General features: G+C 47.6%; 21 protein-coding genes. 19 read left to right on the forward strand and 2 right to left on the reverse strand.

What is annotated here, in order from left to right; translation table 11 throughout:
- Positions 1 to 172 precede the first annotated feature (172 nt).
- From hemE to yajC, 15 genes are all read left to right on the forward strand, one after another.
- Positions 173 to 1,204 carry a uroporphyrinogen decarboxylase gene (gene hemE, locus DT065_RS18340; protein ID WP_227002669.1) on the forward strand — a complete coding sequence of 344 codons (1,032 nt, stop codon included), beginning with the start codon at positions 173 to 175 and terminating at the stop codon, positions 1,202 to 1,204.
- A gap of 14 nt (positions 1,205 to 1,218) precedes the next feature.
- Positions 1,219 to 2,151 carry a ferrochelatase gene (hemH, locus tag DT065_RS18345; RefSeq protein ID WP_114375840.1) on the forward strand — a complete coding sequence of 311 codons (933 nt, stop codon included), beginning with the start codon at positions 1,219 to 1,221 and terminating at the stop codon, positions 2,149 to 2,151.
- A complete protein-coding gene (gene hemG / locus DT065_RS18350; protein ID WP_114375843.1) occupies positions 2,148 to 3,551 on the forward strand; it encodes a protoporphyrinogen oxidase in 1,404 nt (467 codons plus the stop codon). Before hemH ends, hemG begins: the two co-directional genes overlap by 4 nt.
- Positions 3,552 to 3,754: 203 nt before the next feature.
- Positions 3,755 to 5,026, forward strand: a complete 1,272-nt coding sequence (gene obgE / locus DT065_RS18355; RefSeq protein WP_114375845.1) for a GTPase ObgE — start codon at positions 3,755 to 3,757, stop codon at positions 5,024 to 5,026.
- Between the two features lie 11 nt (positions 5,027 to 5,037).
- Entirely contained in the window at positions 5,038 to 5,508 is a 471-nt protein-coding gene (gene thrR, locus DT065_RS18360; RefSeq protein ID WP_114375847.1) for a transcriptional regulator ThrR, read from the forward strand.
- A 22-nt stretch (positions 5,509 to 5,530) separates the two neighbouring features.
- The gene (gene pheA, locus DT065_RS18365; protein ID WP_114375849.1) at positions 5,531 to 6,412 is read left to right on the forward strand and encodes a prephenate dehydratase; all 882 of its coding nucleotides are present in this window, start codon (positions 5,531 to 5,533) and stop codon (positions 6,410 to 6,412) included.
- A gap of 168 nt (positions 6,413 to 6,580) precedes the next feature.
- Positions 6,581 to 7,816 carry a SafA/ExsA family spore coat assembly protein gene (gene safA / locus DT065_RS18370; RefSeq protein WP_160112650.1) on the forward strand — a complete coding sequence of 412 codons (1,236 nt, stop codon included), beginning with the start codon at positions 6,581 to 6,583 and terminating at the stop codon, positions 7,814 to 7,816.
- A gap of 81 nt (positions 7,817 to 7,897) precedes the next feature.
- Positions 7,898 to 8,599 (forward strand): YhcN/YlaJ family sporulation lipoprotein, encoded by a 702-nt coding sequence (locus DT065_RS18375; RefSeq protein WP_114375853.1) that lies wholly within the window; start codon positions 7,898 to 7,900, stop codon positions 8,597 to 8,599.
- Positions 8,600 to 8,774: 175 nt separating this feature from the next.
- On the forward strand, positions 8,775 to 9,503 hold the full coding sequence (locus tag DT065_RS18380; RefSeq protein WP_114375855.1) for a YebC/PmpR family DNA-binding transcriptional regulator: 729 nt from the start codon (positions 8,775 to 8,777) through the stop codon (positions 9,501 to 9,503).
- A gap of 286 nt (positions 9,504 to 9,789) precedes the next feature.
- Entirely contained in the window at positions 9,790 to 10,392 is a 603-nt protein-coding gene (ruvA, locus tag DT065_RS18385) for a Holliday junction branch migration protein RuvA (protein WP_114375856.1), read from the forward strand.
- A gap of 12 nt (positions 10,393 to 10,404) precedes the next feature.
- Positions 10,405 to 11,421: a Holliday junction branch migration DNA helicase RuvB gene (gene ruvB, locus DT065_RS18390; RefSeq protein WP_114375858.1), complete on the forward strand. Its 1,017-nt coding sequence runs from the start codon at positions 10,405 to 10,407 to the stop codon at positions 11,419 to 11,421.
- The gene (locus tag DT065_RS18395) at positions 11,414 to 11,632 is read left to right on the forward strand and encodes a DUF2905 domain-containing protein (protein WP_193550788.1); all 219 of its coding nucleotides are present in this window, start codon (positions 11,414 to 11,416) and stop codon (positions 11,630 to 11,632) included. The genes ruvB and DT065_RS18395 overlap by 8 nt, the downstream gene beginning before the upstream one ends.
- Positions 11,633 to 11,635: 3 nt before the next feature.
- Positions 11,636 to 12,679 carry a tRNA preQ1(34) S-adenosylmethionine ribosyltransferase-isomerase QueA gene (gene queA, locus DT065_RS18400; RefSeq protein ID WP_114375860.1) on the forward strand — a complete coding sequence of 348 codons (1,044 nt, stop codon included), beginning with the start codon at positions 11,636 to 11,638 and terminating at the stop codon, positions 12,677 to 12,679.
- Entirely contained in the window at positions 12,676 to 13,821 is a 1,146-nt protein-coding gene (gene tgt, locus DT065_RS18405; RefSeq protein WP_114375862.1) for a tRNA guanosine(34) transglycosylase Tgt, read from the forward strand. Before queA ends, tgt begins: the two co-directional genes overlap by 4 nt.
- A 139-nt stretch (positions 13,822 to 13,960) precedes the next feature.
- Positions 13,961 to 14,215 (forward strand): preprotein translocase subunit YajC, encoded by a 255-nt coding sequence (gene yajC / locus DT065_RS18410; RefSeq protein WP_114375864.1) that lies wholly within the window; start codon positions 13,961 to 13,963, stop codon positions 14,213 to 14,215.
- A 222-nt stretch (positions 14,216 to 14,437) separates the two neighbouring features.
- Here the strand turns inward: yajC and DT065_RS18415 are convergent, their stop codons facing one another.
- On the reverse strand, positions 14,438 to 14,815 hold the full coding sequence (locus DT065_RS18415; RefSeq protein WP_114375865.1) for a TIGR04086 family membrane protein: 378 nt from the start codon (positions 14,813 to 14,815) through the stop codon (positions 14,438 to 14,440).
- A gap of 170 nt (positions 14,816 to 14,985) precedes the next feature.
- Between DT065_RS18415 and DT065_RS18420 the strand changes: the two genes are divergently transcribed.
- Complete coding sequence (locus tag DT065_RS18420; protein WP_114375867.1) at positions 14,986 to 15,633, forward strand: DUF421 domain-containing protein; 648 nt, start codon at positions 14,986 to 14,988, stop codon at positions 15,631 to 15,633.
- 10 nt (positions 15,634 to 15,643) lie between these two features.
- Here the strand turns inward: DT065_RS18420 and spoVB are convergent, their stop codons facing one another.
- Positions 15,644 to 17,197: a stage V sporulation protein B gene (gene spoVB / locus DT065_RS18425; RefSeq protein WP_114375869.1), complete on the reverse strand. Its 1,554-nt coding sequence runs from the start codon at positions 17,195 to 17,197 to the stop codon at positions 15,644 to 15,646.
- A gap of 113 nt (positions 17,198 to 17,310) precedes the next feature.
- Between spoVB and DT065_RS18430 the strand changes: the two genes are divergently transcribed.
- The 3 genes from DT065_RS18430 (at position 17,311) to secF (ending at position 20,006) form a co-directional block, all read left to right on the forward strand.
- Positions 17,311 to 17,631, forward strand: coding sequence for a post-transcriptional regulator (locus DT065_RS18430; RefSeq protein WP_114375871.1), 321 nt, complete (start codon positions 17,311 to 17,313; stop codon positions 17,629 to 17,631).
- A gap of 136 nt (positions 17,632 to 17,767) precedes the next feature.
- Complete coding sequence (gene secD, locus DT065_RS18435; RefSeq protein WP_114375873.1) at positions 17,768 to 19,072, forward strand: protein translocase subunit SecD; 1,305 nt, start codon at positions 17,768 to 17,770, stop codon at positions 19,070 to 19,072.
- On the forward strand, positions 19,062 to 20,006 hold the full coding sequence (gene secF / locus DT065_RS18440; RefSeq protein WP_114376441.1) for a protein translocase subunit SecF: 945 nt from the start codon (positions 19,062 to 19,064) through the stop codon (positions 20,004 to 20,006). Before secD ends, secF begins: the two co-directional genes overlap by 11 nt.
- Positions 20,007 to 20,046 lie beyond the last annotated feature (40 nt).

Raw genomic sequence — 20,046 nt, forward strand, 5'->3', positions numbered from 1 at the left:
GAACTTTGGCCTAGGATAAAGGATCAGGCAAGACATCTGCAGTTGTTTATGATAAAAATGAGATAGAAGCGTTACGTTTATTGTTAGCAACAATGGCTGTTGTGGACGGGCCCATATATAATATCGGCACATTAAGTGCAATTATGAAGAGAAGATGAAAGGATGTTTCGCGGTGGCGACAATTAACGATTCATTTATTCGGGCGACAAAAGGGGAAGGTGGGCGCGTAAAACCTGTATGGTATATGAGACAGGCAGGTCGTTCGCAACCGGAATACCGTGCATTAAAAGAGAAATATTCGCTATTTGAAATCACTCATGATCCTGAGTTGGCGGCGTACGTCACGAGGTTGCCCGTTGAACAATACGAAAACGATGCAGCCATTCTTTATAAAGACATCATGACACCAATTCCGGCACTCGGGGTTGATGTTGAGATTAAAGCAGGCGTCGGACCCGTGATCGAGAAACCGGTTCGTACGATGCAAGACGTAGAACGGTTGCATCAGCTGGAGCCTGAAACGCATGTCGATTATGTGCTTGAAACCATCCGTTTGTTACGGACACAATTACAGGTGCCGTTAATTTCATTCGCGGGCGCTCCGTTTACGTTGGCCAGTTATATGGTCGAGGGCGGGCCTTCGAAAAATTACGAACAAACAAAAGCCATGATGTATGGCAACCCAAAGACATGGACAGTGCTGATGGATAAACTGGCAGATATGACCATCACGTATACAAAAGCACAAATTGCCGCGGGCGCGCAGGCCATTCAAATTTTTGATTCCTGGGTTGGCGCGTTGAATGCTTCCGATTACCGCTTTTTCGTCAAACCGGCGATGGAAAAAATATTTAGAGCCCTCCGTTCGGAAGGTGTGCCGCTTATTACGTTCGGGGTGGGTGCGAGACACCTGTTACCTGAATGGGATGATCTCCCGGTTGATGTCATCGGACTTGATTGGCGAACGTCGATCACGGAAGCTCGTAATATGGGGATTACGAAAGCATTGCAAGGAAATCTTGATCCGGCTATTTTACACGCGCCGTGGGAAGTGATTGAAAAGCGGGCCAAGCAAATTTTAGATGAAGCGAAAGATGACCCGGCCTTTATCTTCAACCTTGGTCACGGGGTGACACCAAGTGTTCAACCGGAAACCCTGAAACGATTAACAGCCTTTGTTCACGAATATTCAGCAGGACAGTAGGGAGGATCACAAAGATGGCAAAGAAAAAAATTGGATTATTAGTGATGGCGTATGGAACACCTAGAAGCCTTGATGAAGTGGAAGCATACTATACGGATATCCGCCACGGTCGACCACCCACGCAAGAAGCGCTAGACGATCTCATCAACCGATACAAAGCAATTGGCGGCATTTCGCCGCTTGCGCGCATAACAGACGAGCAAATGCAGGCTTTGGAAGACACGCTAAACGATCAGTCAACCGATAAATCGTTCAAAGCGTACCTCGGCCTCAAGCATATCGATCCTTTTATCGAAGACGCCGTTGTGAAAATGAAAGAAGACGGCATCGAAGAAGCGGTGTCGCTTGTCTTGGCTCCTCACTACTCAACATTTAGTGTTAAATCTTATAATGGGCGTGCACTCGAGAAGGCTGAAGAGATTGGCGGCCCAACCATACATGCCGTTGAAAGCTGGTACAAGGAGCCGAAGTTTCTGCAGTTTTGGAGCGAACAACTTAAACAGGTCTACCGGCGCGTCAATCGGGAAAATCCCGTCGTCATTTTTTCGGCGCACAGCTTGCCGGAAAAAATTCTCACCGATAATGATCCTTACGTCGATCAACTGAAAGAAACATCTCGCTTAATTGCAGAAGCTGCAGGCATCAAAAATTATGAAATAGGCTGGCAGAGCGAAGGCAACACCGCTGACAAGTGGCTTGGCCCCGACGTTCAAGACTTAACACGTACGCTCTACGAGAAACACGGCTATGAAACGTTCATCTATTGCCCCTTAGGGTTTGTGGCTGATCATTTGGAAGTGCTATATGATAATGACATCGAGTGTAAAATCGTCACCGATGATCTCGGTGTGAACTACGAGCGCCCTCCGATGCCGAATACGGATCCCATGTTTATCGAAGGCTTAAAAGATGCCGTCATCAAGCGTTTAAAGCTGGATGAAGTATGAAAATCGCGATTATCGGCGGAGGTATCACAGGGCTTTCCGCCTTGCACGAAATAGAAAAACAGCGTTCAGAAATTGGAAAGCATATAGAAGTGAATCTTTATGAAAAGGGAGCCGAGCTTGGTGGTAAAATCAGAACGTTGCACCGCGAGGGATTTACGATTGAGCGCGGTCCCGATTCTTTCATCATTCGCAAACCGGAAATGCTCTCTCTTGTCGAAGAATTAGGTTTAAACGATCAGCTCGTGAAAAACCATACCGGACAGGCTTATATCGCGAGCAGCGGTGAATTTCACCCCATTCCTGAAGGATCTGTTATGGGCATCCCTACTCGGGTAGCCCCTTTTCTACTTTCTTCCTTACTGACATCAAAAGGGAAAATACGTGCTCTCTCGGATTTATGGTTACCTACAAAACAAAAAGAAGAAACGGATGAGTCGCTCGGCCTTTTTTTTCGAAGGCGTTTTGGAGATGAGCTGGTCGATCGTTTGTTGGAACCTTTGTTATCCGGATTGTACGCGGGTGAACTGAATGAATTAAGTCTGGAATCAACGTTCCCTCAATTTCGGCAAATGGGGGACAAGCACCGAAGCCTTATTCTTGCTTCCCGTTCCATGGCAAAGAAACGACAGCAGTCGACAGGACTTGGTCAAAAAAGCGGGCTATTCCGCACCGTAAAAGGCGGTTTATCTGTCATTGTCGATGAGCTGGAGAAAGCAGCGTCTGAAGGAACGATTCATAAAGAAAAACAATTACAAGCAATCATCCCGGAAAAGGAGAAAGGGTACGCCCTTCATTTTGCAGATGGAACAAAAACAGAGGCAGATGAAGTGATACTCACCGTCCCGCATTCAACGGCAGCCGACGTATTGCCGTCGCTATCCGTGGGCGAAGAGATGAAAGCTTTCCCCGGTGCTTCGGTTGCCACCGTAGCAATCGCGTTCCCGTCGACTTCCCTTCAGGCGCCGCTGAATGGGACCGGTTTTCTCATTCCTAAAGGAGAAGGGGGTAGCGAAATGCTAAAAGCGGTGACACTTGTGCATCGTAAGTGGCCCCATTTGGTTCCGGATGGACACGTCCTTGTGCGTTGTTTCGTTGGACGCCCGGGGAACGATGGGATCGTTCGTGACACGGATGAAACCATCGTTGAACAAACATTAAATGAGCTGCGAAAATTTCTGGACGTACGGGGAGAACCGTTGTTTACAGACGTCACTCGCTGGCAAAGGGCCATGCCTAAATATACGGTCGGTCACCAAGCGAGGATCGCCTCGTGGGAATCGGTGCTTGCCGATGAATACCCGGGTGTTTACGTAGCTGGAACGTTTTACCGAGGGGTTGGGTTGCCGGATTGTGTGCGCCAAGGCCGTGATGTCGCTAATCACGTATTGTCCGGAAAATAGCTTTTTTAAAGAGACTTGTTCCCCGCAAAAATTGGTGTAAAATGAATGATGAAGAAAGCATGCGCTTGTCGGAGAAGACGAGTGCTTTTTCTTTTTTGTTCGTATCGGAACGATTAACTTGCCATTCGTGTGCTATAATAAGTGGATGACAATGCCGGTTGAGTTGCCGGAATATGAGCGAAGTGGATGTGGAGGTGGAAGAGATGTTTACCGATTATGTTAATATTTTTGTGAAATCAGGCGATGGAGGCAAAGGGATGGTAGCCTTTCGCCGGGAAAAATATGTGCCGGACGGAGGACCGGCCGGGGGTGACGGAGGAAAAGGCGGGGACGTTATTTTCCGTGTAGACGAGGGCCTGCGGACGTTAATGGATTTTCGCTATCAACATCACTTTAAAGCGAAACGCGGGGAAAACGGCCGCTCGAAAAGCCAGCACGGCAAGAGCGCTGAACCGTTGATCGTTGACGTGCCGCCGGGAACGATGATAAAAGAAAAAGAATCCGGGAATTTAGTGGCCGATTTAGTGACGCACAAAGAGGAATATCTCGTTGCGAAAGGCGGGCGAGGCGGACGTGGGAATAAACGTTTTGCCACCCCTGCAAATCCGGCACCGGAACACGCGGAAAATGGGGAACCGGGTATCGAACTGGAGGTGACTCTGGAGCTGAAATTGCTCGCGGATGTCGGTGTTATCGGATTTCCGAGCGTCGGGAAGTCTACGCTTTTATCTGTCGTCACTGCTGCCAAACCGAAAATTGCCGATTATCCGTTTACAACCATTTACCCGAACTTGGGTGTAGTCGCGGCTGAAGACGGTCGGAGTTTTGTAATGGCAGATCTACCCGGGATCATTGAAGGCGCTCACGAAGGTGTTGGGTTGGGGCATCGTTTCCTACGCCATATTGAGCGCACACGTGTCCTCGTGCACATGCTTGATGTGTCGGGAATGAGCGGCCGTGATCCTTATGACGATTATCGAACGCTTAACCGTGAACTGGAGCAATATAACGAAGCCCTGACCGAACGCCCGCAAATCGTGGTTGCCAATAAGACGGACATGCCCGATAGCGAAGAAGCCCTATCAAAGCTGGAGGAAGAAATGGATGTGGAAATCATCCGCATCTCCACGCTGAAAAAAGATGGATTGGGCGCTTTAGTCAGGCAAATTGCCGATCTACTGGATAAGGCCCCCGACCCTGAGCCGGAACAGGAAGAAGAATCGCACGTGCTGTATCGTTATCATCCGGAGCAATCATTTGGGATTACGCGTGACGATGATGGTACTTTTGTTTTATCCGGGGAACCGTTGGAACGGCGGGTGCAAATGCTCGATCTTAATCGCCCGGAATCAGCACGCAGGTTTTCACGTACATTACGGAAGATGGGTGTGGATGAGGCTTTACGGGCGCGCGGCGCAAAAGACGGAGACACCGTCCGCTTACTGGGCATAGAATTTGAATTCATGGATGAGTAGGGGGGCTTTTCATGACGGAAAACATCGATCATTTTTTTCTCGTCAGGGAAGATATGTTAACCGAAGCCATGCAAAAAACGCTTGAAGCTAAGCGCTTGCTCGAAAACGAACCATCGACAACGATCGGCGATGCCGTTCAGAAAGTCGGACTGAGCCGAAGCGCTTTTTATAAATATCGGGATGCCATTCTTCCGTTTCACACGATGAGCCAGGCGAAAATCATTACCCTCTCCATTCTGCTGACGGATAAGTCTGGTACGCTATCCGAGTTATTAGGGGTTGTTGCGGAGACACAATCGAATGTGCTCACGATCAACCAAACGATTCCTTTGCAAGGGCGTGCCAATGTTACACTTACGGTAGACACGACGATGTTAAGTGTTGACGTCAAAAGCCTGATGCAACGTATAAAAGAAATGAAAGCCGTTGAAAAAGTTGAATTGGTAGGATCCGGTACCGGATCTGCAAATAAAGATAAGTGATAGAGAAAGAGTGAGGAATCAGATGGAGAAAATTGCATATTTAGGCCCTGAAGGTACATTCAGTGAATTAGCAGCCACTGCTTTCACAAAATCGGCTGAGCGTCTCCCATACAGAGACATTTCGAGTTGCTTGCAGGCTCTCGCGAAAAAAGAAGTAGACGGTGCGGTCGTCCCATTGGAAAATACGATTGAAGGATCGGTTAATATCACGCTTGATCACCTCGTGCACAAGCATGACCTTCCGATTGTCGGCGAATTGGCAATCCCGGTTGCCCAGCATTTGCTCGTACACCCTCAAAATGCCGATCAAAGCATGGGAATTGTGTATTCGCACCCTCACGCGCTCGCGCAATGCCACGATTATCTGTCCAAGCATTTGTCAGGTGCCGAATGGATGCACGCGTCGTCAACAGCCAAAGCCGCCAAAGAAATCGCCGAAAACCCAAGCTTGAATCGAGCGGTCATTGCCAACCGACTGGCTGCTAAAACATACGGACTTGCTATAACTGCTGAAAACATTCATGACTTTGCAAATAACCATACCCGTTTTGTGCTTCTTTCCACGAGAAAGACGCAGAACGATCCATCCGTGGAGGCGCGACCAAGTGTAAATAGAAAAACGACCATTGTCGTAACGCTTCCCTCGGATTATTCGGGCGCGCTTCATCAAGTATTATCCGCATTTGCATGGCGCAAACTCAACCTTTCCAAAATCGAATCAAGACCGATGAAAACCGGAATCGGGCATTATTTTTTCATTATTGATATTGATCATGCATACGATGACGTATTGGTCCCCGGGGCGCTTGAAGAAATCAAGGCCATCGGATGTGCAACCCGGTTACTCGGTTCATACCCATCGGCCGTTATCCATGAAGAAAATGAAATGGAATCAACTATATAAACCAAAAAGCGGAGGAATGCCTACATAGGCTTCTCCGCTTTTTTGCAGCATGCTTTTAAAATTGCCTGGTATGAATACTCTTCTTTTCTCTCGCATATTGTTGTATTGGATGCAGTACGGTTACGGGAGCGAAAGAAGCTTAACCATGTGAATTGGAGGGGAAAAGACGTGAAAATCCATATTGTTCAGAAGGGCGATACATTATGGAATCTTGCCCAAAAATATGACGTAGATTTTGAAAAGTTAAAGGGAGCGAATACACAGCTCGCAAATCCGGAAATGATCATGCCCGGGATGAAAATCAAAATCCCCGGAAAAACAGTGCCAGCTAAAAAGGAAACGGAAAAGAAAGAAATACAGCAAAAACCAATGGCAGAGAAAGAACAAAAGGAAAAACCTGTATCGACACAACCAGAAAAACCAAAAGCGCCGACTCCTCCAAAGCCGAAAGAACCTATGGACAAAAAACCGCAAGCGCCGAAAAAAGAAAAACCTGAGCCCGCCGAACCGGAAATGGAAACAAAACCTACACCTGCGGTCAAACCACCGCCTAAGCAAATGCCGGTGATGCAAGTGCCAAAAAAACAATCGAAACCAGAACCGAAAAAGGACAAAGAGAAGATGGAAATGCCGCCGAAATTCCAAAAGCCAACGCTGCAAAAATACGAAGAGGAAAAAATGCCGGAACAAAAGAAACCGAAACCTGAAGCAAAAAAACCCACTGCACCAATAATGACACCGCCCAAGGGCACAAAAGAAATGCCGAAGCAACCTCAGGAAAAAATCAAAGGAAAAGAAAAAATGGAAATACCTCCAAAATTCCAAAAGCCTGTCTCCCAAAAATATGAAGGGAAAAAAGAAGCAGCGCCGAAAACACAGGAAGCGGCGTATAACAAACCGCCAATGGATAAACCTAAAGGAACAAAGCAACCGTGTAAAACATGTGGACAACCGACCGGGGTGTACGCTCAGTTTGCCCAGCAACCGCCAATGCCGACCCAATATGGAGCGCAACAGATGTCACCGCATATGATGCAATATTGTTTTGTTCCGGTTCAACAGCAAGGATACCCGCCTATGCCATATCCGCAACATGGGTATTACGATGGCTATCAACAGCAGCAGGAATTTCAAGAAGGGTATGATCAATATTACCATGCACACGGGTACGGAAACGGAAATTACAGCCAAAGCAGCGCAGGTCCTCGTTACGGAGCTGCTGCAAATGCTCCACATTACTATACAATGCCGCCGTCGCCCCCGATGCCCGTTTCACCGTATGAACAAGGGATGATGTATGGTTATCACCCTCCTGTCGTCCCCCATTACGAGCCGGCATTTGCTGAACGTATGTATTACCCGTATGATCCGCGTCAGGCGGGAGAAAATGACGAGGACGAATAATTTGGCCTGACTTCCTTCAACTGACAGGAGTAAGCCCCCTTCATTCTTCACAACTTAAAGAGTGAAGGGGGGCTATAATTTATGAAGAAGATGGCACTTTCGTTGGCCGCTTTTTCAGTAATTACAGCAGGATTAGCGGGATGTGGGGACGCAGACGATAATGCCGCTGGTCCTGGGAATAATACCGGAGTGAACCAATTAGGGAATAACCAAAACGAGCAACAAGATGCAGGTTATGCTGGCTGGGATCGAACGGAACGAGGGGATCGCGGCGAAGGCCCGATCACAGACATGTTTACAGTAGATGATCGACAAGGGCAAGGGCAAGGTCAAGGCCAGGGAATGCAACAAGGCCAAGGAATGGGTCAACAAGGGACTGGTGCCGGGCAAAACCAAACCATGGATCGTCCGGGTGGGACGATGAATGAAAAAAATAACGGTGAAAATGAAGAACAGCACGAAATTCAGGAAACCATCTCAGAGATGGATAATGTAGAGAACAGTCATGTGGTTGTAGATGATGACTACGTTCTCGTAGGAGTTAGAACGTCCGGCAATGATGGCGATGAAACGATAGATAACATCCGTGAAGAATTGGAAGATGAAACCGATAAAGAGGTGTATGTCTCCGACGATGAGGAGATTTATGACGACATTCGCGGTGTTGAAAATGACATGGCTGAAGGAACCGGCGAAGCTTTAGATGAGACAGGGGAAACCATTGAAGGAATTATCGAAGACCTTAGCGATGCTGCACAGCGACCATTTGAGCGAAGCCGATAACAAAAAAGGGGCCGAAAAGGCCTCTTTTTTATTCAAGTTCATTATTTGACCGTATTCGTTGCTTTTCACATCTTAGCCATTTCGGTGGGAAGTCAGATTTTTCTCATGACACCAACACCCCTGGAGTATAACCTTCGTACATGATATATTGAAGAATGGAGGAGGTTGTGTTCTAATGGCAGGCCATTCCAAATGGAATAATATCAAACGACGGAAAGAAGCACAGGATACAAAGCGTGCGAAAATCTTCACGAAAATATCGAAAGAAATATTTGCGGCTGTTCGGGCGCAAGGGGATGATCCCGCGACCAATCTTCGGTTGCGCACCGCAATACAAAAAGCGAAAAACGCCAATATTCCTTTAAATAATATTGAACGGACGATCAAAAGAGCGAGCGGGGACAGTGGAGATGTACACTATGAACAAATTAGTTATGAAGGGTATGGCCCCGGAGGTGTCGCGGTTTTTGTGAAAACTTTAACGGATAACCGCAATCGAACGGTCGCGGATATTCGTCATGCTTTTTCCAGAAACGGCGGCAATCTCGGAGAAGATGGCTGTGTGTCTTTTTTATTTTCCGAAAAGGGATTAATCGTGCTTAACAGTGAAGAATTTGATGAAGAAACAGTCATGCTTGAAGCGATTGAAGCAGGTGCCGAGGACGTGGAAACAGAAGATGAACATTATTTGATTTGGACAGATGACAAGGAGCTGGAACAAGTAAGGGAAGAACTTGCGAAAAACGGCTATCCGATCGATACTGCCGAGCAAACCATGATTCCGAGCACCACTTCAGCGCTGGAGGGAGAAAACGCAAAAAAAATGGAAACCTTGATCGATATGCTGGAAGATAATGATGATGTGCAAGATGTTTATCATAATGGAGAGCTTCAGACAGGGTAGCCTTCGCACGGATGTTCATGAATTAAGTGAAACGGTCATCATGAAGGTGCCATGGAGCCCGAAACGATGCTACCGCGAGCAGAACGGTCGTCATGAAGGTGGCATGGATCCCGAACCAGTGCTACCGCCAGCAAATCGGTCGTCAAGAAAGGCTCATGGCGATCGAACCGGCGAGAAATCCAGCGAAACGGTCACCATGAAAGCATCCAACTCGAACGAGCCCCGCAACTTGTGCCGCATATGTTAAAATGGGGGTAAGTTTTTCACGAAGAAAGAGGGGACATCGTTGATTGAACGGTTAAGGGGACAAGTCGTGTTTCGCGATTATGAATCCATCACGCTTGATGTTAACGGGGTTGGGTATCTAATTTATTGTGCAAATCCATTCGCCTATGACATAAACGATGAAAAAGAAAGGCACATTTATACGTATCAGCACGTCCGCGAGGATGCTATCCGTTTATACGGTTTTTCCACACGGGAGGAGCGGGTACTTTTCAGCCGGCTTTTGCAAGTTTCGGGCATTGGCCCTAAAGGCGGGCTTGCCATATTGGCTGAAGGAAACGCGGCGCTCGTCGTGCAGGCGATCGAGGAAGAAAACGAAGCCATGCTCGTCAAATTTCCGGGAATAGGCAAAAAAACGGCCAGGCAAATGATATTGGATCTTAAAGGAAAGCTTGATGTAACATTGTCGGATCAAGCAGAGGGGGTTCACGTTCAAACCGTGATGCCTGTGCAGTCCGGAGCATTGCAGGAAGCGATGGAAGCCCTGCGTGCCCTCGGATATGGGGACAAAGAAATAAAAAAATGCGAGAAAGCTCTGCAGCATGAAGAACTTGAAGCCGATGAATATGTGAGACGTTCGTTGCGTCTGATGGTGGAGCGTTAAAGGAGGGATCGTATGGACGATGAGCGATTAATATCCCAAGAGCGTTTAGGGGATGAGGAAGAAACCAAGGAAGAAAGTATACGTCCCCTATCGCTGGAGCGATATATAGGCCAGGAAAAGGTGAAGCGAAATTTGCAGGTTTTTATGGAAGCTGCAAAAATGAGGGAAGAGAGCCTTGACCATGTGTTGTTATACGGCCCCCCTGGGCTTGGGAAGACGACGCTCGCGATGATTATCGCCCATGAAATGAATGTCCATTTGCGAACGACCTCCGGTCCGGCGATTGAACGTCCGGGTGATTTGGCCACGATTTTAACGACGCTGGAGCCGGGGGATGTTTTGTTTATTGATGAGGTTCACCGGCTGCAACGCTCGGTCGAGGAAGTGTTGTATCCCGCAATGGAGGACTTTTCCATCGATATTGTGATCGGACAAGGATCCGGGGCGAAATCGGTTCGGTTGGATTTGCCGCCATTTACGCTTGTCGGTGCGACCACGCGTGCAGGCCTTTTGAGTGCTCCTTTACGGGATCGGTTCGGTGTCATGAGCCGTTTGGATTTTTACAAGCTTGAAGAATTGGCGAACATTATCATGCGCACGAGTGAATTGCTCGATGTTGGTTTGGAGCAGGATGCCGCTTATGAAGTCGCGAGGCGGGCACGGGGGACTCCGCGTATTGCCAACCGGCTCTTACGGCGTGTACGAGATTTTGCACAAGTCAATCGAGCGAAAACGGTCACCATTCAAGAAGCGGAAATAGCGCTAGGACACCTTGAAGTGGACCGTCTCGGGCTTGACCAAATCGACCATCGGCTTTTGAAAACACTCGTGGATAAGTTTGCAGGTGGTCCTGTCGGCATTGATACGATGGCTGCAGTTGTCGGGGAAGAAGCAGAGACCATTGAAGATGTATACGAGCCCTATCTTTTGCAGATTGGTTTTTTGCAAAGAACCCCTCGGGGCCGGGTGGTCGCCCCCGCGGCATATGATCATTTTGGTTGGACCGAAACGGGGAAGTCGAATGGCTGAAATACCCAGGTGGCTTATCATTATCGGCATTGTGCTGATCGCGATCGGTCTGCTGTGGCAAGTGGGCGGTCGGTTTTTGCCGATCGGACGTTTGCCGGGCGATTTTCTGTTTAAAGGGGAAAATACGACGGTATACATTCCGATTATGACGAGCATTATTATAAGCGTCGTGCTTTCCCTTATTTTTCTTATCATTGGAAGGTTTAGATAAACGATGGATATCGATGCATTTGATTTTGAGTTGCCGCAATCTTTGATCGCGCAACGACCATTGCCGGACCGGGATGCCGCGCGTATGCTCGTCTTGGACCGAGAGAGCGGAGACATGGCCCATCGGTACTTTTCGGATATCGGCGCTTTTTTTCAGGCCGGGGATTGTTTGGTGCTTAATGATACACGCGTACTCCCGGCGAGACTTTTTGGTGAAAAAAAAGAGACAGGTGCCAACATAGAAGTGTTACTTTTGAACGAAGGTAATGCAGGTGAATGGGAAACACTCGTAAAACCGGCGAAAAGAGTGAAATTGGGCACGGAAATCGTTTTTGGCGACGGCCGGTTAACCGCGGTTTGCATTGGTTTTAATGCGCACGGAGGGCGTGTGCTTCGTTTTCAATATAGCGGAATTTTTATGGAAGTCCTCGATGCCCTCGGCACGATGCCGTTGCCTCCTTATATTACCGAGCAGTTGGAAGAGCCGGAGCGCTACCAGACGGTGTATGCAAGAAAAGAGGGATCGGCAGCGGCTCCAACCGCCGGTCTCCATTTTACGGAGGAACGTTTGGACGAATTACGTGCAATCGGAGTGAAAATTTGCTATATTACTTTACATGTGGGGTTAGGCACATTCCGGCCGGTATCCGTCGAACGCGTGGAAGACCATGAGATGCACGCGGAGTATTATGAGATAAGCGCGGAGACAGCAACTATGTTAAACGAGGCAAAAAAGACCGGGAAAGGGATTGTTGCTTGTGGAACGACCTCCGCCCGGACGTTGGAAACAATCATGCATACATACGGGGAATTTAAACGAACCGCCGGTTGGACCGATATCTTTATCTACCCGGGTTTTGATTTCCGCGGTGTGGATGGTTTGATTACAAATTTTCACTTGCCGAAATCAACGCTTATTATGCTTGTCAGCGCGTTTGCCGGCAAGGAAGCGATTATGCGCGCTTATCGGGAAGCTGTTGCAGAGCAGTATCGTTTTTTTAGTTTTGGCGATGCGATGTACATCAGGAAAGGGGCTACTTCAGTTTGACAGAAGCCATTCGTTACGAACATTTAAAAACATGTCGGCAGTCCGGGGCGAGGCTCGGTCGCATTCATACACCACATGGGGTGATTGATACCCCGATCTTTATGCCCGTTGGCACCCTGGCCACTGTTAAAATGATGAGCCCCGAGGAATTAGAGGACATGGGCGCGCAAATTATTCTCTCGAACACCTATCACTTGTGGCTGCGTCCCGGGGAAGATCTGGTCGAAGAAGCAGGTGGTCTGCATAATTTCATGAATTGGGACCGACCCGTGCTCACGGATTCCGGCGGCTTTCAAGTGTTTAGTTTGAGTGATCTGCGTGACATTGATGAGGAAGGGGTACGTTTTCGGAATCACATCAGCGGTGAGCGACTCTTTTTATCGCCGGAGAAAGCCGTTCATATTCAGCAAAGCCTAGGTGCAGATATCATGATGGCGTTTGATGAATGCCCGCCTTATCCTGCTTCGTATGCTTATATGCGTGATTCCGTCGCGCGGACGAGCCGCTGGGCGGAAAGGTGTTTAAAAGCTCATGACGGAGCCGAACGGCAGCAAGCATTGTTTGGCATTGTCCAGGGCGGGGAGTATGAAGATTTGCGCCGTGAAAGTGTGGAAGATTTAGTCTCTCTGGATTTTCCGGGGTACGCGATTGGCGGACTTTCGGTCGGGGAGCCAAAATCCGTGATGAATGAAGTGTTGGAGCAGACAACCCCGTATTTACCAACAGACAAACCGCGGTATTTGATGGGTGTGGGCTCTGCAGACGCGCTGATTGACGGGGCTATACGCGGGGTAGACATGTTTGATTGTGTGCTGCCGACCCGAATCGGGCGTAACGGAACATGCATGACATCCGAAGGGCGAAAAGTGATCCGGAATGCTGCATTTGCACGTGATTTCCGCCCCATCGATGAAGCATGTAGTTGTTATGCCTGCCGAAATTATTCACGGGCGTACATTCGTCATCTTATCAAAAGTAAAGAAGCGTTCGGGTTTAGGCTTACCTCTTATCATAATCTTTATTTCCTGATAGAATTAATGCGGAAGGTTCGCCAAGCGATAAAAGAAGATCGTCTTCTTGATTTCCGCGCATCTTTTTTCGAGCAATATGGATTTAACCGCCCGGATGCCAAAAACTTTTAGGATGTGTTCAAAGAAAAACAAGCCTCTTTCGATCTGCCGGCTTCGCCGAACTTTTTGAACAGCCTCTGTTAAGCAAGCATTCTACATTTTTGTAAAGGCTGAGCCTCTTAATAGAAGTTAAGGAAGGAGTGTATCAAACATGGAAGCGATTATTATGTTAGTGTTGATGTTTGCGATTGTTTATTTTCTACTTATTCGCCCGCAGCAAAAGCGGCAAAAGCAGATTCGGGAAATGCACTCGAACTTGCAAAAAGGCGATAATGTGATCACAATCGGAGGGTTGCACGGGACGATCGATGCGATTGACGAAGACAAAATCGTTTTGCTCGTGCACGACAGCCGCAAGCTCACATATGACCGTTCAGCGGTAAGAGAAGTTATCAACCAGAACTAGAGAATGTTTATCAAAGCGAAAAGACCGGATTTGCTCCGGTCTTTTTTCGATGAAGAAATCGGTTTTTTTCACCGATTTCCTACCAATCCGACTTCTGATCTTTGACCTCTAAAAAGCCGCGGGCAGTGTCTTTTTTACTATCAGAAAGTATAAATTTTATGGATGATAGTATAAGAAAGGCTTAGGCTTTTGCCATATTTGGCGAAAGCCAAGTTTTTCTAATCATCGTACAGAACCGAAAAGCGAAACAGCGACCATTCCTCCGAATGATGCGCTAATAATAGCGGCGATAAAAACGATGGACTGGTTCAGGCTTACGTGCGCACCGTATCCTAGGTATTGCATAAAAGCCGCGACGCAAGCAAACAAAAGCCCGGCACTTAGACCGACCAGCCAGCCTTTAGAGCGGGAGCGTAGTCCCGCTGCGAATCCGCCAATTAAGGTGACTATGATTGTAATTCCGATGGTTACCCCCGTAACAGACTGCTCCGTCACGGAGCCGAAACGAAGAAGTGTGGCGATGATTAATCCGGCAAATAGCACGAGTGAAAGCATGGTGATGAACGAGACGCCAAGTGCCCGTAGAAACCGTGCCTGCATAGGAATTCCCCCTTATTCACGTATTGCTATAGCTTATGATGGAAACAAGCATCTAGAAGAGGGAATTAGATCGCTAGTGCAAACAGGCAAAAGCGATAAAAGCAAAAATGGGAAGAATGCACTTCCCCTCAATGGGCACCCTAAGAGGAATGATTGAGGTGAAGTGAGCTGTGACAGAGTTATTTGCACTTGCTTGGCGTACACTTTTTTTCTACTTTTTTCTTTTAGCTGCTCTTCGAGTGATGGGAAAACGTGAAGTCGGTGAACTTACGATCCTCGATTTTATTGTCTCGATTATGATCGCTGAATTTGCGGCGATGGCTGTCCAGGAGCAATCGCTTATCCAAGGGATGGTTCCGATTCTCATATTGACATGTGTTCAGATCGGTCTGGCGTACGTGTCGCTGAAAAGCAATCGTCTTCGTGATTTATTTGATGGAAAGCCGACAATGATCATTAAAAATGGAAAAATCGATGAAGAGACCATGCGTACGCAACGATATAACTTTGACGATTTATTACAGCATTTGCGCAAGCAAGGCATTAGTAATTTTACCGACGTTGAATATGCCGTTTTGGAGCCTTCCGGGGATCTATCGGTGATTAAAAAAGAGAATGATCCCGGTGAAGTCGTTTATCCCTTGCCAATGATCATCGATGGCGATATTCAACACGATCATCTGCAACATATCGGTTGGAATGCGGATTGGCTCATGACCAAGTTGCAAGAACGCGGCTATACCAATGTGAAAAAAATAGCTCTGTGTGCTTCGAAGAAAAACGGCACCCTCCTTATCGATGAAAAGGACGAACGGTAATCGTTCCACCTTAACGAAAGAAAGATTGAAGAATTGGGATTTGGCTGATATTCTTAATAGGGAGAAGACGGAACAAAACTAACCCAATCAAGTAAAAGACAACCGTAATCGTTAGGCTGATAATGGTCCCGACGAGCAAGTCATCGGTTGAAATAAACGTGCGGAAGGAATGGACGGCGACTCCCGCGGTCAATAGGCTGACAAGTAATGTGCCGGTCCAGTCTTTCACTTTTAATGTGAACCCTATCGCTCTTGAGACACTGATAAAATGAAGAAGGGTGACCACCATTAGACTGGCGCAAATCGCGAGGGCCAACCCCATGATGCCAAGTTCCGGACGAGAGGCCAATAAGGCAATGGCAGTCATTTTCACCCCTGCACCGATGAGGCTGTTATACATAGCCGCTTTTGCCAAATTTAACGCTTGTAACACGGATTGCAGCGGCATTTGAAAATAAAGAAAGATACAAAAGGGAGCGATCACTTTTAAGTACACGGCGGCTTGTGGAGCGTCATACATAAGTGATAGGATCGGAACGGCAAACACGTACAAGATAACAACGGAAATACCGCCGGAAAGCAGGGCCACTTTTGTTGTCTGTTGTAACCGTTTTTGAATGGTGGCATGATCGCCTTTGCTATGGGCCTCACTGATAGCCGGAACGAGTGAGACCGATAAACTTTGCGTAATAAACGAAGGCAGAAAAAGAAGGGGAACGACAAAACCGACCAATTCCCCGTATTGGCTCGTAGCTGTAACAGTTGCTACTCCGGCAATTGCCAAGCTTTGGGCGACGATGATCGGTTCCAGAAACTGGGAGACTGATCCGACAAGCCGGCTCCCTGTCGTGGGTAGCGCAATCGTCATTAAATCTTGTAAAGTCCTTTTTCCGCCATTCAGGGCAGAGAAGAAGTTTTTCCGGATGCGCATCGTTTTTTTATTTTTAAACACGTAAATCACGTAGACTAACGATGCCAATTCACCGGCGACAACCGATATCATCGCCCCCGCTGCAGCATATTCGACTCCGAATGGCAAAAAGATGCTCGTACAAAAGGCGACGAGGGCGATTCGGATGACTTGCTCGATCACTTGGGAAAAAGCGATCGGGCGCATGTTTTGCATCCCTTGAAAGTATCCCCTTAACACTGCGGAAAGGGCAACAATCGGGACGATTGGGATGATAGCAAGCAAGGGATAGAGCGCTCGGGTGTCCGTTAACAAGAAACTCGCCAGAAATGGTGCAGCCGCGATCATCGCTGTCGTTAACACAGCACTTAATGTACCGGTAACGATAAGGGAAATAACCAGAATTCTTTTTTTTCGTTCATGTTCGCCGTGGGCTTCTGCTTCCGCGATCAATTTGGAAATCGCAACCGGAAGACCGAGTTGGGTAAGCGTAATGATGAGTAACAGGCTGGGAACGGCCATCATATAGAGCCCCATACCTTCGGACCCCATCACCCTGGCCATGACAATTTTATTAATAAACCCGAGGACACGGGTGATTAACCCTGCGATAATAAGAATAAAAGCACCTGCGAAAAACGTCTGCCTTGTCATTTTCGTGCCCCTTCCTTCGTTGGCCGGCGAAATCCCGGGATTATCCGCCACTACATATCTATGCAAAAAGAAGGGCCAAGCATGACAAGCAATGGACAAAGCGAGGGGAAAGCATGAAAAATGCTCAACAGTATGAAGTATGGAAAACGGATGTAAGGCCAATACTTGAATTAAAAAGAGATGAATTTCACCTCCTTGGCCATGAAGAAGTGTTAGAAGAAGATATATGGAAGTTGGGGATGAAGAAGCTGCAAAAAGAATCGCAATATACGCCTTTTTATCGGTTTACAAACGTCTTGATGCGTTTGTCCGTGACGGATTATATGAATGAGAGGACCATCAATGCTTACAAAGGGATGGAAGGTTGGTCAAAAGATACTGATGACGAGTTAGAAGGGATCCTTGATGAGGTGCTTGGCAATGAAAACGGTTGAAGGAACGAGCATAGGGAGCCCGGGGAGTATGATTCGTTTGTATCAGCACCCTGCTTAAATCGTTCAGAACAATCCGCTTCCGAGAGGGAGCAGTCTATCGTTGCGGCTAGCGCTGCGATGGAAGGGGGAACAATGTATGGGAAAAAAATGGGGAAGAATCGGAGCGTTTTTCGCTATTATCATTGCGCTCGGTGTATTAATTTCACAAACGGCATTCGATGTGGCTCGAGGTACAAATCTTGGCCTTGATTTGCAAGGGGGATTTGAAGTTCTGTATGAACTTGAACCGGATAGTGAAAGAGAATTAACGGACGAAGATATTCAGGCAACTGCTTCGGCACTGAACGAACGGGTCGACGTGCTCGGGGTTTCGGAGCCATCCATTACGGTTGAAGGAGAGGACCGTATACGGGTGCAGCTCCCGGGCGTTGAAGAGCAGGAAGAAGCTCGCGAACTCTTGTCCACCGAAGCAGAACTATCGTTTCGCGATGTTGATGATGAGTTAATGCTAACCGGGGAAGATCTACAGCAGGGTGGGGCGAGCACGGGTTTTGATGATGCGAATCAACCGATTGTGCAAGTTACGTTGGAAGACAGTGAGTTGTTTGGAGAAATCACCAGTGAAATAAGCCAACGGCCGGAACCGGAGAATTTACTCGTCATTTGGCTCGACTATGATGAAGATGAACATTCTTTCTATGAAGAAGCCAATGAGCCGGACCCGGCCTTCATTTCAGCACCTCGGGTAAGCGAACCACTTCCCACGGACACTGTTTCCATTGAAGGCATGGGTTCCCTTGAAGAAGCCGAATTTTTGGCTGAAATGCTCAATGCCGGGTCGCTTCCTGTCCAAATCGAGGAAATCTACTCCAACACGGTAGGGGCATCTTTGGGAGAGCAGGCATTGGAACAGACATTGTTCGCGGGCATGATCGGTGTGGCTCTGATCTTTTTATACATGATAGCTTATTACCGTTTTATGGGTGTTATTGCCTCTCTTACACTAGGGATATATATCTACTTGGTGATGATCCTCTTTAATTCCATCCAAGGGGTGCTGACCTTGCCCGGCATTGCCGCTTTAATTCTCGGAGTCGGGATGGCGGTGGATGCCAATATTTTAACGTACGAGCGCATTAAAGAAGAATTAAAAGATGGAAGGTCCATGAAATCCGCGTATAAATTGGGAAGTGGGCGCGCGTTGGGGACGATTATTGACGCCAACATTACAACACTCATCGCAGCGGGAGTGCTTTTCTACTTCGGTACGAGCGCGGTACAAGGATTTGCCGTCATGCTCATTGTCAGCATATTGACGAGCTTTATTACCTCGGTGTATGGCACACGACTCTTGCTCGGGCTATGGATTAACAGTCGAACTTTAAATCGTAAATATTGGCTGTTTGGCGTAAAGGAGCGTGATGTTCGCCGTGGACTTTAATTTTGCCAATAAAAATATCGATCTGATTAAACACAGAAAGACCTATTTTTTTATTACAATTGCCGTGGTTCTGGCCGGCGCAATTTTGCTCTCAACGCTCGGTCTTAATTTGGGCATCGATTTTTCAAGCGGTACGCGCGTTGACTTCATGTCGGAAGAACCGTTAACGGCAGAAGAAATTGAAAACGAGTTTGCAGAAATTGGGTTGTCCCCAGACGATATCACGCTTGCCGGGGATGATCACGAACAAGCGTCCGCACAATTTATCGGCGACCTTAGTCAAGACGAGCAGCTGAATATACAGGGGCATTTGGAAGAGGCATTCGGCTATGAACCGAACGTAAGCTACGTCTCCCCGCAAATTGGTCGCGAGCTGGCGATCAATGCACTGATTGCCACCGGATTCGCTTCTCTGGGAATCGTCATATATGTCGCAATTCGATTTGAATTTTTATATGGGCTCGCCGCCATCACCGCGCTCCTATATGACGCTTTTCTTGTGATATCGATCTTCAGCTTATTGCAATTGGAGATCAATATCCCTTTTATTGCAGCGGTGCTCACGGTGATTGGTTATTCAATTAATGATACGATTGTGACGTTCGACCGTATCCGGGAAAATGTCCGCAAAGAGGAAGAAGAGGAGGAAATTAAGGATTTTAACCGCTTGGCGGGCATTGTAAACAAAAGTTTGTTGCAAACACTGACACGTTCGATTAATACCGTTTTAACAGTATTGTTTGCCGCGGGCGCTATTTGGCTCTTGGGGAGTGAAGCGATCACCTCGTTTGCTATTGCAATCGTGATCGGGCTTGTCGCCGGTACGTACTCTTCCCTCTTTTTTGCAGCACAGTTGTGGCTCGTATGGAAAAATAAATATATAAAGAAACAACAAGAAAAACCGACAACAGAAATGGAAGGAAGTGAGCCGTAAAAGGGGAGACCCCTCCCTCTCCCCTCCCACCTCACCTCCA

The organism is Salicibibacter kimchii (genome assembly GCF_003336365.1).
Classification (GTDB): Bacteria; Bacillota; Bacilli; order Bacillales; family Marinococcaceae; genus Salicibibacter; species Salicibibacter kimchii.

Coding starts and splice junctions, on each gene's coding strand:
- hemH (WP_114375840.1), top strand. CDS start 1,219: ATGGCAAAGAAAAAAATTGGATTATTAGTGATGGCGTATGGAACACCT.
- hemG (WP_114375843.1), top strand. CDS start 2,148: ATGAAAATCGCGATTATCGGCGGAGGTATCACAGGGCTTTCCGCCTTG.
- obgE (WP_114375845.1), top strand. CDS start 3,755: ATGTTTACCGATTATGTTAATATTTTTGTGAAATCAGGCGATGGAGGC.
- thrR (WP_114375847.1), top strand. CDS start 5,038: ATGACGGAAAACATCGATCATTTTTTTCTCGTCAGGGAAGATATGTTA.
- pheA (WP_114375849.1), top strand. CDS start 5,531: ATGGAGAAAATTGCATATTTAGGCCCTGAAGGTACATTCAGTGAATTA.
- DT065_RS18375 (WP_114375853.1), top strand. CDS start 7,898: ATGAAGAAGATGGCACTTTCGTTGGCCGCTTTTTCAGTAATTACAGCA.
- DT065_RS18380 (WP_114375855.1), top strand. CDS start 8,775: ATGGCAGGCCATTCCAAATGGAATAATATCAAACGACGGAAAGAAGCA.
- ruvB (WP_114375858.1), top strand. CDS start 10,405: ATGGACGATGAGCGATTAATATCCCAAGAGCGTTTAGGGGATGAGGAA.
- DT065_RS18395 (WP_193550788.1), top strand. CDS start 11,414: ATGGCTGAAATACCCAGGTGGCTTATCATTATCGGCATTGTGCTGATC.
- queA (WP_114375860.1), top strand. CDS start 11,636: ATGGATATCGATGCATTTGATTTTGAGTTGCCGCAATCTTTGATCGCG.
- yajC (WP_114375864.1), top strand. CDS start 13,961: ATGGAAGCGATTATTATGTTAGTGTTGATGTTTGCGATTGTTTATTTT.
- DT065_RS18415 (WP_114375865.1), bottom strand. CDS start 14,815: ATGCAGGCACGGTTTCTACGGGCACTTGGCGTCTCGTTCATCACCATG.
- spoVB (WP_114375869.1), bottom strand. CDS start 17,197: ATGACAAGGCAGACGTTTTTCGCAGGTGCTTTTATTCTTATTATCGCA.
- DT065_RS18430 (WP_114375871.1), top strand. CDS start 17,311: ATGAAAAATGCTCAACAGTATGAAGTATGGAAAACGGATGTAAGGCCA.
- secD (WP_114375873.1), top strand. CDS start 17,768: ATGGGAAAAAAATGGGGAAGAATCGGAGCGTTTTTCGCTATTATCATT.